Source organism: Streptomyces sp. NBC_01017, from assembly GCF_045162795.1.
GTDB lineage: Bacteria > Actinomycetota > Actinomycetes > Streptomycetales > Streptomycetaceae > Streptomyces > Streptomyces machairae.
Genome location: NZ_CP108683.1, coordinates 139,414 through 151,825, shown reverse-complemented (window position 1 = coordinate 151,825; position 12,412 = coordinate 139,414). Strand labels below are relative to the sequence as shown.

The window sequence follows — 12,412 nt, the reverse complement described above, 5'->3', positions numbered from 1 at the left end:
TGAGAACCGTATGAACCGCATCCTCGACCTCACCCGGGACGTGTGGGCCGGCACTTACGAGAACATGGCCCCCTCCCTGTCCAGCGAGCGGGACGGCTACTACAGCTGCGCCGACGCGCTCCGGTCCTGTTCACCACGCTGCCCCGGCTGCAGCAGGACGGCCCCAGGCGCCGGTGCACCTCGACCGCCCGGATCCCCTCCGGCCCAGCGTCCCTCATCACGCTCGCGATCTGCGGATAATCCCGCGGCAGCTGCGCGAGGTCGATCTCCGGACGCCACTCTGGGACCGGCGCCTGCTCCGTCCGCGCCGGTAATGTTGTGCTCTGCGATGCCTCGCCGGCATGCTCCCGCACCACAGCGTCGGCCTGTGCCGCGACCTCCCGCGCCGCCTGCAGAGGCATCAGCCGCTCCCGCGCCAACCGAAGTTCCAGCTCGGCCGCCTCGACGACCTCCTGTGCGGCCCGCACCACCAGCTCGGCCTCGGCAAGCCACTCATCAACGATCTTGTCACGGGTCAGGTGCGACACGAGTTGAACTCCCAGTCGGCCGGGGACACGAACGACGCCGAATCTGCCCCGCCGCACCCACCCGCAAGCCGATCAAGAGACCGCTTCAAGGTCATCGGTTTCGAGAAGGGCTCTAACCGCCCACGACCTGAAGGCCCTGGAGAACCCGTGGCCAGGCCCAGGACCTCCTCCGGCATGCGCGGAGTGACCTGGCGGGTGGGCGGCAGCAAAGCGTCGAAGCCGCCCTCCCGCCAGAGCTTGAGCCAGCGGTCCACCGTCCCGCGCGTGATCTTGACCGGCTTCCCGGGCCAGCACCCCGCCACAATCCGGGCACGACAACTCACCTGCCACCAGCCGCTGTTCGACAGCCGCCGCCGTCACCTCCACCGTGATCAAAGCGCCCTCCGTTGGCGCTCACACGGCCCTCCCGGACGCCTGCAAACCAGCGGGAGGGCCGTGGCCTTGTTCAGGACATGATCACGGTGCCCAGCACCCCGAAGATCAATCCTCCTGCACCCACCACTTCGCCATCACCATCACCAATGGCACAACACTGCCCGCACATCAGCATGTTGAGTGGCTATCTACACCCGTCTGTCTGCTCGACGAATGTACGGCGTGCGCACGGCGCCGCCTGGCACAGGACGGCCGCACCGACAGGTCGATCACGACCTTCCGCCCAGCGACCGCCAGGTCGGCCGACCGTCGCCGGTACCCGCCGTGGACATGGCCAGACTGCCACGTCGAGTCCGGGCAAGGCTGGCCGGGCCGGAGACCGCGGCAGTCAGGGTGACCTGGCCAGCGCCGCCAGGACAGGTCAGAGCCTGATCATCTGGACCTTGCTGCCGCACAGCCGAGTCATGTCATCGGTGTCCGGCGTGAGTATGGCGACCGGGCCTGGCTGGCGCAGGGCCGCTTCCGCCACGGTGGCGTCGATCGCGTATTTGTGGCCGTGCAGACCAGCGGCCTTGAGCAGCTGTGCTGCCGCTTTGGCCGCTCCCTCTGTGACCGGCTCCACCTTGACCCGGGAGAGTGCCCATCGCAGCCGGGGCAAGTTCACCCGGGAGTGGCTCGACTCCACGATGGTGTTGGCGCCGACGACGAGATCGGCGCCCATCTCGTGGAACACCTGGAACATTGCCAGAGTCTTCCGGTCCTGGGCGACCCAGGCCGACAGTCCTTCGCTGTCCAGGACGACCGTCTCGATGTGCCAGCTCACGCCGTGCTCGCACCGCCCGCGGCCTGTGCCGTGCCGAAGATCCGTGCCCGCGCCTCGCTCAGCTCCTCCTCGGTGAAGGCCCCGTGCTCGTCTGTGTGGCTGCGCAGGTCGGCCCCGAGGAGCTGGTGCCGGATCTGTCGGGCCACTGCCTCGGCCACGTAGCCGGAGACGTTGTCAGTGAGTTTCTTCAGCTCCGCCGCCTGCTCGGCAGGGAGCGTCACCGTGATCCGCTTAGTGTCAGCCATGACAGCAAGCATACCGAGGTATGCGCCTTCGAACACAGGCTATTGCCGGACGACTGCGTGATGCATTGCGGCTCGGCACTGTCACCTTGTCCGGCGGTCTGGGATGTTCTTCGGGTTGGTGTCTTCGGGGGAGGGGTGGCGTCGTCCGCGCGTTCGACGGGTACGCAATGACCTCTCTCCGGAGTTCATCGACGACGGACGGTGATCGGAAGTGGTCGAGTCCCGCGATAGGTATTCGCGAAGGTACCCATGGGTGCATACTCGGCGTATGGCTGACACCACAGTGAAGGTCGACTCGGAGACCAGGGACCGTTTCGCTGCGGTCGCCGCAGCCCGCGGACAGAGCGTGCGCGCCTACCTGGCCCAGCTGGCTAAAGAGGAAGAAAACCAGATCAAGCTGAGCAAGGCGACGGCCGTGTTCCGCGAGCTCATCGACCGGCCCGGTCTGGCCGAGGCGTTCGACGCGGCCTTCCCCGACGACGCCCCAGCCCGGCGAAACCACGCGGGGCGGGCGGCCTGACCCTTGGAATTGCACATCGACATCCGATGGCTCCTTGACCGACAGGAAGAACTACTCGGCAAGGACCTCGGGGTCCGAGACTATTCGGCCCTGGTAGCCGCCGTCGCCCGGCACCGGGTGAACACACCACAACTGGAGGCGGGCGAGCCCGACGCCTACTGGCGGGCCGCCGCCCTGCTGGAACAACTGCTCCTGCTGCGCCCGTTGCCAGCCCGCAACGCGTACTTCGCGTATGGCGTGGCGGTGGCGTACATCCGCGCCTCTGGCGAGGAGATCGACGACTCCTTCGAGCCGTGGCGGGACTTGATCACCGACATCCGCGCGCTGCGGCTCTCCGTCTACGACATCGCCGACCGTCTGCGCTCCTGGCGCATCGCCGGGTGAACTGAACCAGCCTGACAGCAGACAACGCGAGGCCCGGCCGCCGAGTGAGGTTCCCCCGAGATGCGGCGGAAGGTGACAGCGGGTCAGATGGTCCTCCCGATAGACATCTCGGGATCTGAAGAAGTCAAGCGGCAGCTGCCGTTGACGAGGGCACTGGAAAGTTGAAGGCACGTTCCTCGTCGAAGAGCACTCGCTTTTGGAGGCAGTGGAACAGCTGTCCGAGCAGGCGATTGAACAGGTGTCGCTGAGCTTGTGCATGCCAGTCGCCGACGTCGCGTCGGTGACGGTAGTGGGCCTGAGCTCCAGGAGATGAGCGCAGGGAGGAGAAAGCCCACAGATAGCCGGCGTGGTGGAGTCGGTTGTTCTTGACCATGCGGCGTCCCACGTGGTGTTTCTTGCCGGAGGCGCGGGTGATCGGTGCGGATCCGGCGTATGCCTTCAGTCCGCGGGCGTCGCAGAAGCGGTTGCGGTCGTCGCCGGTCTCGGCGAGAACACGTGCGGCGAGCTGGACACCGAGCCCTGGGAAGCTCAGGAGTATTTCGGCATCGGGATGCTTGTGAAAGTTGGCATCAACTGCTTCGGCAAGGTCGTCACTGGCCTGGCAGGCTGCCTCGAACTGCTTCAGCAGAGCGAGAAGTTGCCTGCCGAAGGCGTTCTCGACAGCCGCGGGCTGGTGGGCGTACTCGGCCCGCAAGACACCACGCAGACGGGCAGCTTCTTCCTCAAGGCCGCGGACGCGGCCGGCGCGTTTGAGGGCGGAGCGCAGCTGGCTCAGAGACAGCCGCGAGCCTTCCGCCGGTGTTGGCGCCTTGGCAAGGATGATGCCGGGCAGTTCACATCCGTGAAACTGACAACACGACTGGTCAGGGCAGGCGTTGAAGCGTCCATGGGGTCGGTCGGCGACAGCTACGACAACGCCCTCGCCGAGAACCTGTGGTCAACGATCAAAACCGAGTGCATCCGCGGCCGCGTCTTTGCCACCCGGGCCGAGGCGAACCTCGCACTGTTCGAATACCTCGACGGCTTACACAACCCCCGACGCATCCAGAAACGGCTCGGCTACCTCAGCCCCATCGAGTACGAGGAGAAGCACTACGCCGAACAGGCAGCAGCCGAACGGACGAACCTGAACACCCATCAACCCCAGCTGACCAACACCTCCCGAGCAACGGGGGAAGCTCTGCTTGCGCAGGCCGGGCCTCGCATGTCCTGCGTCGTACGGAGCCGCTTCAGGCGCTCCGCGGTCGACGCCCCGACGCCTTCTTCGCCACCGTCTTCTTGGCGGGCTGCTTCTTCAACGTCGCCTTCTTGCCAGTGGTCTTCCTTTTAGGTTGCTCGTGCACTTCGGGCGAGCTTTCGCCGCGGGAGGCCTTCGCTTTGGCCACGGACTCGTTGAGGGCGGCCATGAGGTCGAACACCTTGCCGCCCGCTTCCTCTGGCTCGGGCATCGTGGGCAGGGGTTTGTCCTCGCGCTTGGCTTCGATGGGCCCCGGGGGATCAGCTTGCCCCAGGGCCCGACGCGAGAGCGACAGCCGAGTGTCTCGCTCTTGTGTCAGCGGCTGGGCCTTCGATCCACTCGAAGATCGCGGTGCGGGCGGCGGCCCTGCTGAGCCAGGGACGGCTGTCGCCCAGCTCGTCCTTGAGGTCAACCAGCCAGCCTCCGAATGCAGAAGACAAGCCCGAGCGAGTCCCGCTCCGCTCAGAACGACGGCACAGAACGCATACGCAGCGTGGCTGTTGAACTTCGCGGGATGGCGGCTGTCGGCTTGCGCCCGGTTCAGAGGGCCGGCACCTTCCAGTCCGGTGCGTCCGCGGTGGGCTGTAGGGCGTGGCGGAGCTGGCGGCGGCCGGTGAGGCGGAGCTTGGTGTAGACGTTGCCGAGGTGGTACTCGACGGTCTTGGGGCTGACGAAGAGTTCGCGGGCGATCTCCTGGTTGGTCAGGCCCCGGGTGGCGAGGTGGGCGACGGCGTGTTCGCGTTCGGTGAGCGCCTTGGCCGCATCCGGTGCATCGGCCGGTGCGGCGGTGCCGGAGGGGCGGAGGCGGGTGAGGTCGTGGGCGGCGCGCTGGGCGTGGGGGGTGGCGCCGAGGGCGGTGTAGACGTGGTCGGCCTGCCCGAGGTGCCGGACGGCCTCCTCGCGGTCGTCGGCGCTACCGGTGGCCAGGAGAAGGCGGGCGAGGTCGTGGTGGAGGAAGCCTCGGTGCAGGGGGATGTCGTCGCCGTCACGGGCGGGAACGCCCAGCCCCGTGCGGTAGTGGGCCTGGGCGGTTTGGGTGTCACCGTGGGCGGCGGCGAGCTTGCCGTGCAGCCAGTGGCTGGTCGCGCCCAGCGCGGGCGCACGGTCGGCGAGCCGGTCGAGCACGTGCAGGGCCTCCTCGGCGTGCCGGAGGTCCTCGGGCGGGGGCTGGTGGTCGGCGGCGGTAAGCGCCTCGATGTACAGCGGTGCCCACAACACCGGCAGGAGGATGCGCACTCCTGGGGTGATGGCCTTGGGGTGGTCAAGCGGCCGGAGAGCCTCGCGCATGCCTGGCCAGTCGCCGAGGGCCTGTGCCAGTACCGCCGCGGCCGCAACCGGGAAGAGGCAGTTGAACTCCGGGAAGAAGGCGGCCGCCTCGCGGCAGGCAGCCAAGTCGGTTCCGGCCTGCTCGCGGTGACCCTGCTGTGCATGCACCATGGCGGCGACTGTGTGGCCGGCTGCTAGGCCGTAGGGCAGTGCCAGGGTGTCGGCGACCAGCAGGGCGTGGCCGGCGCTGATGGCGGCGTCTGGCCAGTGGCCGGTGAGGTAGCGGCCGAAACCGAGCAAGTAATGGAGGGCCGGCACACTGGCGATATCGCCGTCGGCTTGCTGGCGAGTGATAAGGGCAGCCAGGTCGTCGATTCCGGCCCCGAGCTCTCCGGCCCACACCCGCAAACCGCCCCGGTGGTGCAGCAGAAAGCTGTCTTGATGGGCGACCCGTTCGGCGTGCTCGGGCATGCCGGTCTCGGTCATCACCACCAGCCCGGCCGGGGCCGCGTCGGCAAAGCCGACCGCCCACGCGAGGTCGCCGTAGACTTCGTGGATCGCCGGACCCGGCGGCATGCGGTCCACGACCGGGCGCAGGACGGCAACCGCCCGGGGGCCGTCGGCCCGCAGGAGGTGCATGACGCCGAGCCAGGTGGCGGCCCTCAGGCGGGCGGCCGGGTCGCGGTCCGATGCCATGAGGGGCGCGAGGAGCCGCTCGGCGGCGCCGAGGTCGCCGCCGAGGCCGGCCAGGGAGCCGAGGGCGGTGTCGCGGGCCGGGCTGGGGGCGCAGTGTTCGAGGGCCGGGTGCAGGGTACGGGCGCGGGCGATGGCCCAGCCGGCGAGGAGGTGGGTGGCGGCGGTGATCAGGTGGTGTTCGTGCTGTTCGCGGGTTGGGGCAAGGTTGGCGGCCCACAGCTCGAGGGTGGCCGCGCGGTGGTGACGGCCCTCTCCTGCCTGTCGGGTGGCCTCGGCGGCCAGCCGGCCCGCCAGTTCGGGGTCAGGGCCAGCGGCCGCGATCACCTGGTGGTCCCAGGCCCGGTCCGGGCCGACCAGGCCAGCGGCGGCGGCGTGCAGTTCCTTGCGGCGGACGGGGGCGATGGCCTGGTAGATGGCGTCGCGCTGGAGCTGGTGGTGCATACGCAGCGGCGTGGTGGGATCGCCCGGCTCCCACTGGACCAGGCGGCTGGCCAGGGCCGCCTGGAGTGCGGGGGTGCCATCGGTGAGGCCGCCCAGCTGGGCGGCGGTGGTCAGCGGGGTAGCAGTGTCCAGCACGGCGAGAGCCTCGACCAGCCGACGGGCGTCATCTGGGAGATGTCCCAGGGTGTGGCGGACCAGGGCGTCGAGGGTGGACGGCACCGGCAGCGGACGAGCCGGGTCGGCCAGCGCCCCGGGGCCGACCTCGGCGAGCAGCGACCACAGATACAGCGGATGCCCGGCAGTATGCTCCCACAGGCGGTCAACCGCCTGGCGGCTCAGCGTCCCCGCACCGGCGGCGACCGCCATCTGCGCGGTCTCCACCACGCTCAGGCCCGTCAGCTTCAGCGGCAGCACCCGGGCCGCACCCCGGACAACCGTGTGCCAATCTCCCGCCGCGACCGCCACGCCGTCAGAGGTCTCGGTGTCCTGGATGCGGGCGGTGAGGACCGTCAGGACGGGCTCGGTGTACAGGCGGCGCAGCACGAACGACAGCGCTTTGAGGGACTCGTCGTCCGCCCAGGGAATGTCGTCGATCACCACGGCCAGCGGGCCGCTCTCGGCGGCAGCGGCCAGGACCGTCAGCACGTCCGCGCCCACAGCCAACGGGGAAGACGTGGGTGCCGGTGCACGAACCGGTTCCCGGGCGTCGCCGGACGCCGTGCGAGGCAGTCGATGCAGAAGCTGGTCCACCACCCCATAGGGGTACTCCTGCTCGGAACGGTCGCACGTACACCAGCACACGCGGAGCCCGTCCCGCCCCGCCAGCGCACGCTGGGCAAGGGCCGTCTTCCCGATTCCCGGCTCGCCCTCGACCACCACCACCCACGGCGTCCCCGCCGCCGCCTCGGCCCGGCATCGCCCGATCGCCGCAAGCTCCGGTGACCGGCCCGCGAAACTCTCCTCCCACACCGCCCCCGGCACAACTTCTGGCGCCCCCGCACTCGCCGCCATCGAAGCAACCACATCACGCGGATCGGAATCCATGACCGGTCACCGGCTTCCGCCATACGCCGTGATTCGAGCGTATCCCCCCGGAGCGAGAAGGGCCTCGGCCCGGCCGTAGCCGAACACGTCGATGCTGTCTCGCCGGCGATCGGCCTCTACCCCTGGGCGGCGGGCAACGCCATCACGTGCATGTGTTGTACGTGGGCCTTCAGCTTTGCCCTCGCCCTGGACCGTCGCTCTCGATTGTCAGCCCGACAAGGGCCAGGTCTCGGCCTCTCACCTGGGACGACATCGCACCGGCACGGCCTGGCGGTCACCTTCGCGCCAGATGCTTGATTTTGATCCAGTCACGCGTGCGACGCCCGGGTAGGTACGGGCTGGACAGACGCTTGGCGACGACGCCGTCGAATCCCTCAAGGCGGGTCTGCTCAAGAGCCTGCCCGGCAGGCGCAGGCCAGGCCGCGGGCACACTAATGCTGGGGCAAGCCAGAGCGAGGTCGTCAAGAAGGTCGCGGCGGGCAGTGTAAGGCAGCTGCACGACCGGCTCGCCGAGGTAGAGGATGTCGTACAGCATCAACTGGACCGGCAGGTCCTCTGCAGCATGATCGACCGCCTGCGGATGGTGCAGGCTCATGCGCTGCTGCAGGCGCTCCACTGACGGCCGGCCCTCACCGTCCAAGGTGATGATCTCCCCGTCGAGCACCGCCTCGGGCCCGGGCAGCCCAACGGGCAGCGCCTGCAGTTCGGGGTACTGGGCGGTGACGTCCAGCCCGGCCTGGGACAGCAGCCGCATGGTCCCGTCCCCGGGCAGGTGGGCGATGACCCGCATCCCGTTCCAGAGCGTCTCGTACGCATACTCCCCCTCGATCTCCGGTCCCGGGGCTGGACCGATCATCGCAAGCATGGGCGCCAGCGCAGGAAGCACACTCCCAGCCTGCGCCCGACGGCCTGCTCCGGCCACCCGCCCCATCTGGTGCGGGTGGCGGGCTACTGCGGATTCGTCTTGGCTTCTGCTGACGACCCCCACCGTCACCGACCTGAGCTGCCAGGGCGCTCACGAGGCCATTGGTCAGCCGCCCGGATCTCGGGCTCCTCGGGCGGAACAATTTCCCATGTTTTGAGGGTCGGTCAGCGCACGCGTCCGAGATGGATGACGCTGACGCGGATCTGCTGGTCGCTGATCTCGTACATCACCCGGTAGGCAGCGACATGGATGCGCAGCAGGTCGGCGCTGCCGAACGCGCCCTCGGGGCGGGGGTTGTCGGCGAGCCGGTCGACGGCGGTGAACACCTGCCGGACGCCGTCAGGGTCGTCCTTGGCCAACCGCTCTGCCTGCGCAAGGGCCTCCGGCTCCCAGATGACCTCATAGCTCATACCCCAGCTCCGCCGAACACACGGCGGTACGCCTCGTCATGGGGGATGCCGGCGTTCTCCCCGCGGGCCTGGCGTCCGCGGTAGGCAGCCAGCGCTCGCAGTTCCTGCAGCTCCAGGGCGTCGGCGGGGCTGACCAGTATGGCGACGGTCTGCCCGTGGTCGGTGATGGCGACCGGCTCACGGGTGGCGCTGACCTCGCGCGCGATGGCGCCCAGCCGGGCGCGGGCTTCCACGATCGAATACGTCGTCTCCGTCATGCACACTAGCTTACGAAAGTGTGCACCCTTTGTCATGGCATCGTCGGCCGTGGTGTTTCTACAGCGTTGCGGGCCGCAACTGCCCCAGCAGCCGCTTCGGGGCTTCCGCGGGCCGGATCCTGTCGTGGCGTGCGCGGCTCCGGTGGACCGGGGCCGCTTGTGTACGGCAGCAGCGTTTCTGAGTTCAGGGAGTACCGACTACGGCGTCGACTGACCTCCGCCGGCAAGGGAAGGGATCTCCGTATGTCCGTCCCCACCGCCCCAGACCGCGCGTACGGTGGCGATACGACCCGTCAGGAGGTGCCGATGAGTGCGCAGCCCGAGGAAGCCCCCGCACCGCCGGCCCCGCCGTCTCCCACCGCGGCCGCGCAGCTGCTCGCGCAGCTGCGAGCCGACCGCCGTGCCGACACCTGGGTGCCTGCCTTCGAACAGGACTGGGCACGCGCGTTGGACGATGCGCGGCACAGCTTCAGCCTCAGCCCGCTCCATGACGTCGTTCGAACCTGGCAGGCCCGCCTTGCTGCCGCCCCGGCGGTGGACGCCTTCCTCGCCGGCGGCTGCGACGACTCCGACGGCGTCGCCCTGGCCGACGTCCTCGGGCCCCGCCCGTGAGCGATGTGCCCTGGCCCGCCCGCCTGTCGCCCAAGGCCCTGACCGTCCTGGACGACCTGCCCGAGCACGCCTGCGAGATGGTGCGCGACGTCCTGGACATCGCCGGCCGCGACCCGTGGTCGTTCCCGCCCTTCAACGCCCGCGATCCCGAGGGCGAGGACGTGCGCTCCGCCTCGGTCGGACAGATCACCGCCGTGTACTGGATCAATCGCCCCGCCGGACGCCTGTACGTCATCGACATCGTCTGGCTCGGGTAGGCACCCAGCGACAACGCTCACCCCTCGGCATGGCAACACGCTTTCGCTTTTAGGAGACCATCCAGTCGATCCGCTGGTCAGGGCTGAGGCTTCCTCGGCAGCTCCGAATGAGCTTCTTCGAGTTGGCCACCGGTTGGGTTGGGTGACAGGTGCCCTCACCCGCCACGGGGCCGAACCGCCCCAACACCTGAGGGCCACCTCCCCACCCGCGACCAGCAAGCCTTCCCCGACCTCAACCACGAAACGGACCAGACCTCACGTTCCGCACTCTCAGGGCGTCGGGATGCCGCTGGCTGGGGCCGGGGCCTGTGGGCGGGTGTACGGCACGATGGGCCCGTCGGCGTCGTCGGTGACCAGCGGCTGGCCCTGCGGGACCAGCACGCCGTTCCGGATGGTGGCGATCTGGGTTCCGGTATAGCCACCATGGTCGGTGCGACTGTAGCTGAGGGGGGTCAGTCCGAACCCGGGGGACAGTCCGCCCCGCTCGATGGCGGCGACCAAAGACTCCCGTGTCAGGTTCCTTCCGGCTTGCTGCAGAGCCTGGACGAAGGAGTAGGCGGTCGCGACGCCCTTTTCCATGTCCCGGGACACCGGTTCATTTGGAAGGTATTGGTCGCGAATCCTCTTCAGCAGCCGGACCCAGCTGTTGGACGTATCGGCGATCGGCGTCAGGTAGGTGTTGGTGACAATCCCCTCGATCAACGCTCCGGCACTCTTTCGCCCTCCGTTCTGCGGCTGCGAGGGGGCCAGGAAGCGGGACAGCGTCGCCGGATCGGAACTCGTGCTGTTGACGATAAGCTGCGTTTTGCTTCCCAGCTGCTCCTGAGCCCGCAGCAGTAGGGCGGTGTAGGACGGAAGCGAATAGGCCACGATCACGTCGGCTTTGGCCTGGACGATGGCCCGGGCCTGCCGGGTGACGTCCTCGTAGTCCCGCTGGTAGGTCTGGCGAGTGACGACCTGGGACGGTGGGATGACGGTGTCCAGCCCCGCGACACCGCTCCTGCCGTAGCCATCGTCCTGATAGAAGTAGGCGATCTTCTTGTTGGGGAAATTCTTGGTGGCGTAGGATCCGAGAATCTTTCCCTCGCGGCGGAAGTCCGGTTGCCAGCCGAACGTGTACGGCAGCCGGGCAGGGTCGTTCCAGCACGGGCAGCCGCTGTCCGGGAAGAGATCCGGGACTTTATTGGCATTCAGGTAACCGACCACCGCCTGGTGAATGCGGGTGGAGGATCCATTGAAGATCGCGAATACCTCTTCTTCCTCGACCAGATCGCGTACCGCTGTGACGGCATTGGCAGGGTCGTTCGAGACGTCCTTCTCGATGTAAATGATCTGACGGCCGTTCACGCCCCCGCGGTCGTTGACATAGTCGAAGTACGCCCTGGAGGCCAGTGCATCCAGGTCGTCGCCGGGGGAACCCGGACCGGTCAGGTTGTGGTGGCTTCCGATCGTGATCGTCCTGTCGGTCACCCCGGGCACGGGCTCATCGTTCCCGGATCCGCAGCCGGCCGTAGAGAGAGCAAGCGCAGCCATGATCGCGATCAATGCTCTATGCACGGATCTCCCGGTCCTGCGCAAGGGAGCTCTCGGCCCTGCCATCGCCATGGCTGATCAGCCTCCGAGACATCGACCCCGCAGACTCTCCCTATTACACACCGCTCGCCGATGAGTGGCACCGCGGCGCGGACGGGCCGCGGTGCCACTCACACACGCGAAGCCCTGTCCCGCTGGGGACGATCTCGGAGGTGCGTGCGGCGTCGAACAGTGCCCATCAGATCCAGGACCGCACTTTCGACGCAGACATCGGCCATGCCACACCGGTAACGCTCCCACCCTCAGAGTGCGGTATATGGCGTTCCGTCAATTTTGTCACCGCTCGATGATGTGACGTTGGGGCATCGTCACCGGTCAGGCGTTCAGGGTTCGCTGGGTTATGGCATAAGCATGCCAATCAAGGGATCTCGCCGACGAGCAATGGGAGCTCGTCGAATCCGTGATCACGGCATGGAAGCCCGGCATCCGTCGGTCAGCGGGTATCAGGGGACGTACGCGATGCGGGAGATCGTGAACGCGATCCTCTACCAGAACCGCACGGACCCGGTCAGGCTGATGCGTTTGTTCGGGATCACCTCCTAAACCGCGATCCACTACGCCCGCGCCGCCCATCCCGAACGCTTCATGATCGACCCCACCCAGGCATAGCGCCGGCAACCCGCTGGCCCCACCCGCCCAAACACCCCAACCACCAGCGGGTTCAGTCCCAGGCACCTCTCAGAATCTGCGAACCCGCTGGTTTCCGAGTACGACCGCGGCGCCGTCCCTGAAGGGCTGGTCACCCGGCGTCAGCTACGGGACATGGGCCTCAGCCCCGGCGACACCCCCAGTCCCGCCGC

At 68.3% G+C, this 12,412-nt stretch carries 14 protein-coding genes and 1 pseudogene; 6 read left to right on the top strand and 9 right to left on the bottom strand.

All coding sequences use genetic code 11. The annotated features are described in order from the left end of the window. Positions 1 to 514: 514 nt before the first annotated feature. The 3 genes from OG331_RS00770 to OG331_RS00760 form a co-directional block, all read right to left on the bottom strand. Positions 515 to 829, bottom strand: a complete 315-nt coding sequence (locus tag OG331_RS00770; protein WP_406209551.1) for a helix-turn-helix domain-containing protein — start codon at positions 827 to 829, stop codon at positions 515 to 517. Positions 830 to 1,323: 494 nt separating this feature from the next. Beyond that, entirely contained in the window at positions 1,324 to 1,725 is a 402-nt protein-coding gene (locus tag OG331_RS00765; protein WP_406190568.1) for a DNA-binding protein, read from the bottom strand. Then, on the bottom strand, positions 1,722 to 1,970 hold the full coding sequence (locus tag OG331_RS00760; protein WP_406190566.1) for a hypothetical protein: 249 nt from the start codon (positions 1,968 to 1,970) through the stop codon (positions 1,722 to 1,724). Before OG331_RS00760 ends, OG331_RS00765 begins: the two co-directional genes overlap by 4 nt. 268 nt (positions 1,971 to 2,238) lie before the next feature. Between OG331_RS00760 and OG331_RS00755 the strand changes: the two genes are divergently transcribed. Further along, the gene (locus OG331_RS00755) at positions 2,239 to 2,490 is read left to right on the top strand and encodes an antitoxin MazE7 (protein ID WP_406190563.1); all 252 of its coding nucleotides are present in this window, start codon (positions 2,239 to 2,241) and stop codon (positions 2,488 to 2,490) included. Positions 2,491 to 2,493: 3 nt separating this feature from the next. Continuing rightward, positions 2,494 to 2,874: a toxin Doc gene (locus OG331_RS00750; RefSeq protein ID WP_406190561.1), complete on the top strand. Its 381-nt coding sequence runs from the start codon at positions 2,494 to 2,496 to the stop codon at positions 2,872 to 2,874. Positions 2,875 to 2,998: 124 nt separating this feature from the next. Here OG331_RS00750 and OG331_RS00745 read toward each other — a convergent pair. Next, positions 2,999 to 3,697 (bottom strand): annotated as a pseudogene (locus tag OG331_RS00745) (transposase); the annotation flags it as partial. A 63-nt stretch (positions 3,698 to 3,760) separates the two neighbouring features. On the opposite strand from OG331_RS00745, the gene OG331_RS00740 reads away from it, so the two are divergent. Further along, positions 3,761 to 4,204 (top strand): IS3 family transposase, encoded by a 444-nt coding sequence (locus OG331_RS00740; RefSeq protein ID WP_406209548.1) that lies wholly within the window; start codon positions 3,761 to 3,763, stop codon positions 4,202 to 4,204. 447 nt (positions 4,205 to 4,651) lie between these two features. Here the strand turns inward: OG331_RS00740 and OG331_RS00735 are convergent, their stop codons facing one another. The 4 genes from OG331_RS00735 to OG331_RS00720 all read right to left on the bottom strand — a co-directional run bounded on the left by OG331_RS00735 (position 4,652) and on the right by OG331_RS00720 (position 9,150). Continuing rightward, a complete protein-coding gene (locus tag OG331_RS00735; protein WP_406190558.1) occupies positions 4,652 to 7,558 on the bottom strand; it encodes an AAA family ATPase in 2,907 nt (968 codons plus the stop codon). Positions 7,559 to 7,832: 274 nt separating this feature from the next. After that, positions 7,833 to 8,423 (bottom strand): hypothetical protein, encoded by a 591-nt coding sequence (locus tag OG331_RS00730; protein ID WP_406190555.1) that lies wholly within the window; start codon positions 8,421 to 8,423, stop codon positions 7,833 to 7,835. A gap of 224 nt (positions 8,424 to 8,647) precedes the next feature. Next, positions 8,648 to 8,893 carry a type II toxin-antitoxin system RelE/ParE family toxin gene (locus tag OG331_RS00725; RefSeq protein WP_406190551.1) on the bottom strand — a complete coding sequence of 82 codons (246 nt, stop codon included), beginning with the start codon at positions 8,891 to 8,893 and terminating at the stop codon, positions 8,648 to 8,650. Next, on the bottom strand, positions 8,890 to 9,150 hold the full coding sequence (locus OG331_RS00720) for a type II toxin-antitoxin system Phd/YefM family antitoxin (protein ID WP_406190548.1): 261 nt from the start codon (positions 9,148 to 9,150) through the stop codon (positions 8,890 to 8,892). Before OG331_RS00720 ends, OG331_RS00725 begins: the two co-directional genes overlap by 4 nt. A 306-nt stretch (positions 9,151 to 9,456) precedes the next feature. Here OG331_RS00720 and OG331_RS00715 point away from each other — a divergent pair, with 306 nt between their 5' ends. Continuing rightward, the gene (locus OG331_RS00715) at positions 9,457 to 9,762 is read left to right on the top strand and encodes a DUF6247 family protein (RefSeq protein ID WP_406190545.1); all 306 of its coding nucleotides are present in this window, start codon (positions 9,457 to 9,459) and stop codon (positions 9,760 to 9,762) included. Then, positions 9,759 to 10,019: a hypothetical protein gene (locus OG331_RS00710; protein ID WP_406190542.1), complete on the top strand. Its 261-nt coding sequence runs from the start codon at positions 9,759 to 9,761 to the stop codon at positions 10,017 to 10,019. Before OG331_RS00715 ends, OG331_RS00710 begins: the two co-directional genes overlap by 4 nt. A 270-nt stretch (positions 10,020 to 10,289) precedes the next feature. Here the strand turns inward: OG331_RS00710 and OG331_RS00705 are convergent, their stop codons facing one another. Continuing rightward, a complete protein-coding gene (locus OG331_RS00705) occupies positions 10,290 to 11,498 on the bottom strand; it encodes an ABC transporter substrate-binding protein (RefSeq protein WP_406190540.1) in 1,209 nt (402 codons plus the stop codon). Positions 11,499 to 12,023: 525 nt separating this feature from the next. On the opposite strand from OG331_RS00705, the gene OG331_RS00700 reads away from it, so the two are divergent. Next, positions 12,024 to 12,155 carry a hypothetical protein gene (locus OG331_RS00700; protein ID WP_406190538.1) on the top strand — a complete coding sequence of 44 codons (132 nt, stop codon included), beginning with the start codon at positions 12,024 to 12,026 and terminating at the stop codon, positions 12,153 to 12,155. The last annotated feature ends 257 nt before the right edge of the window (positions 12,156 to 12,412 follow it).

Bases quoted from the DNA above. Each gene is read 5' to 3' on its own strand.
- OG331_RS00760 (WP_406190566.1), bottom strand. From the start codon at position 1,970: ATGGCTGACACTAAGCGGATCACGGTGACGCTCCCTGCCGAGCAGGCG.
- OG331_RS00755 (WP_406190563.1), top strand. From the start codon at position 2,239: ATGGCTGACACCACAGTGAAGGTCGACTCGGAGACCAGGGACCGTTTC.
- OG331_RS00740 (WP_406209548.1), top strand. From the start codon at position 3,761: ATGGGGTCGGTCGGCGACAGCTACGACAACGCCCTCGCCGAGAACCTG.
- OG331_RS00735 (WP_406190558.1), bottom strand. From the start codon at position 7,558: ATGGATTCCGATCCGCGTGATGTGGTTGCTTCGATGGCGGCGAGTGCG.
- OG331_RS00730 (WP_406190555.1), bottom strand. From the start codon at position 8,423: ATGCTTGCGATGATCGGTCCAGCCCCGGGACCGGAGATCGAGGGGGAG.
- OG331_RS00725 (WP_406190551.1), bottom strand. From the start codon at position 8,893: ATGAGCTATGAGGTCATCTGGGAGCCGGAGGCCCTTGCGCAGGCAGAG.
- OG331_RS00720 (WP_406190548.1), bottom strand. From the start codon at position 9,150: ATGACGGAGACGACGTATTCGATCGTGGAAGCCCGCGCCCGGCTGGGC.
- OG331_RS00715 (WP_406190545.1), top strand. From the start codon at position 9,457: ATGAGTGCGCAGCCCGAGGAAGCCCCCGCACCGCCGGCCCCGCCGTCT.
- OG331_RS00700 (WP_406190538.1), top strand. From the start codon at position 12,024: ATGGAAGCCCGGCATCCGTCGGTCAGCGGGTATCAGGGGACGTACGCG.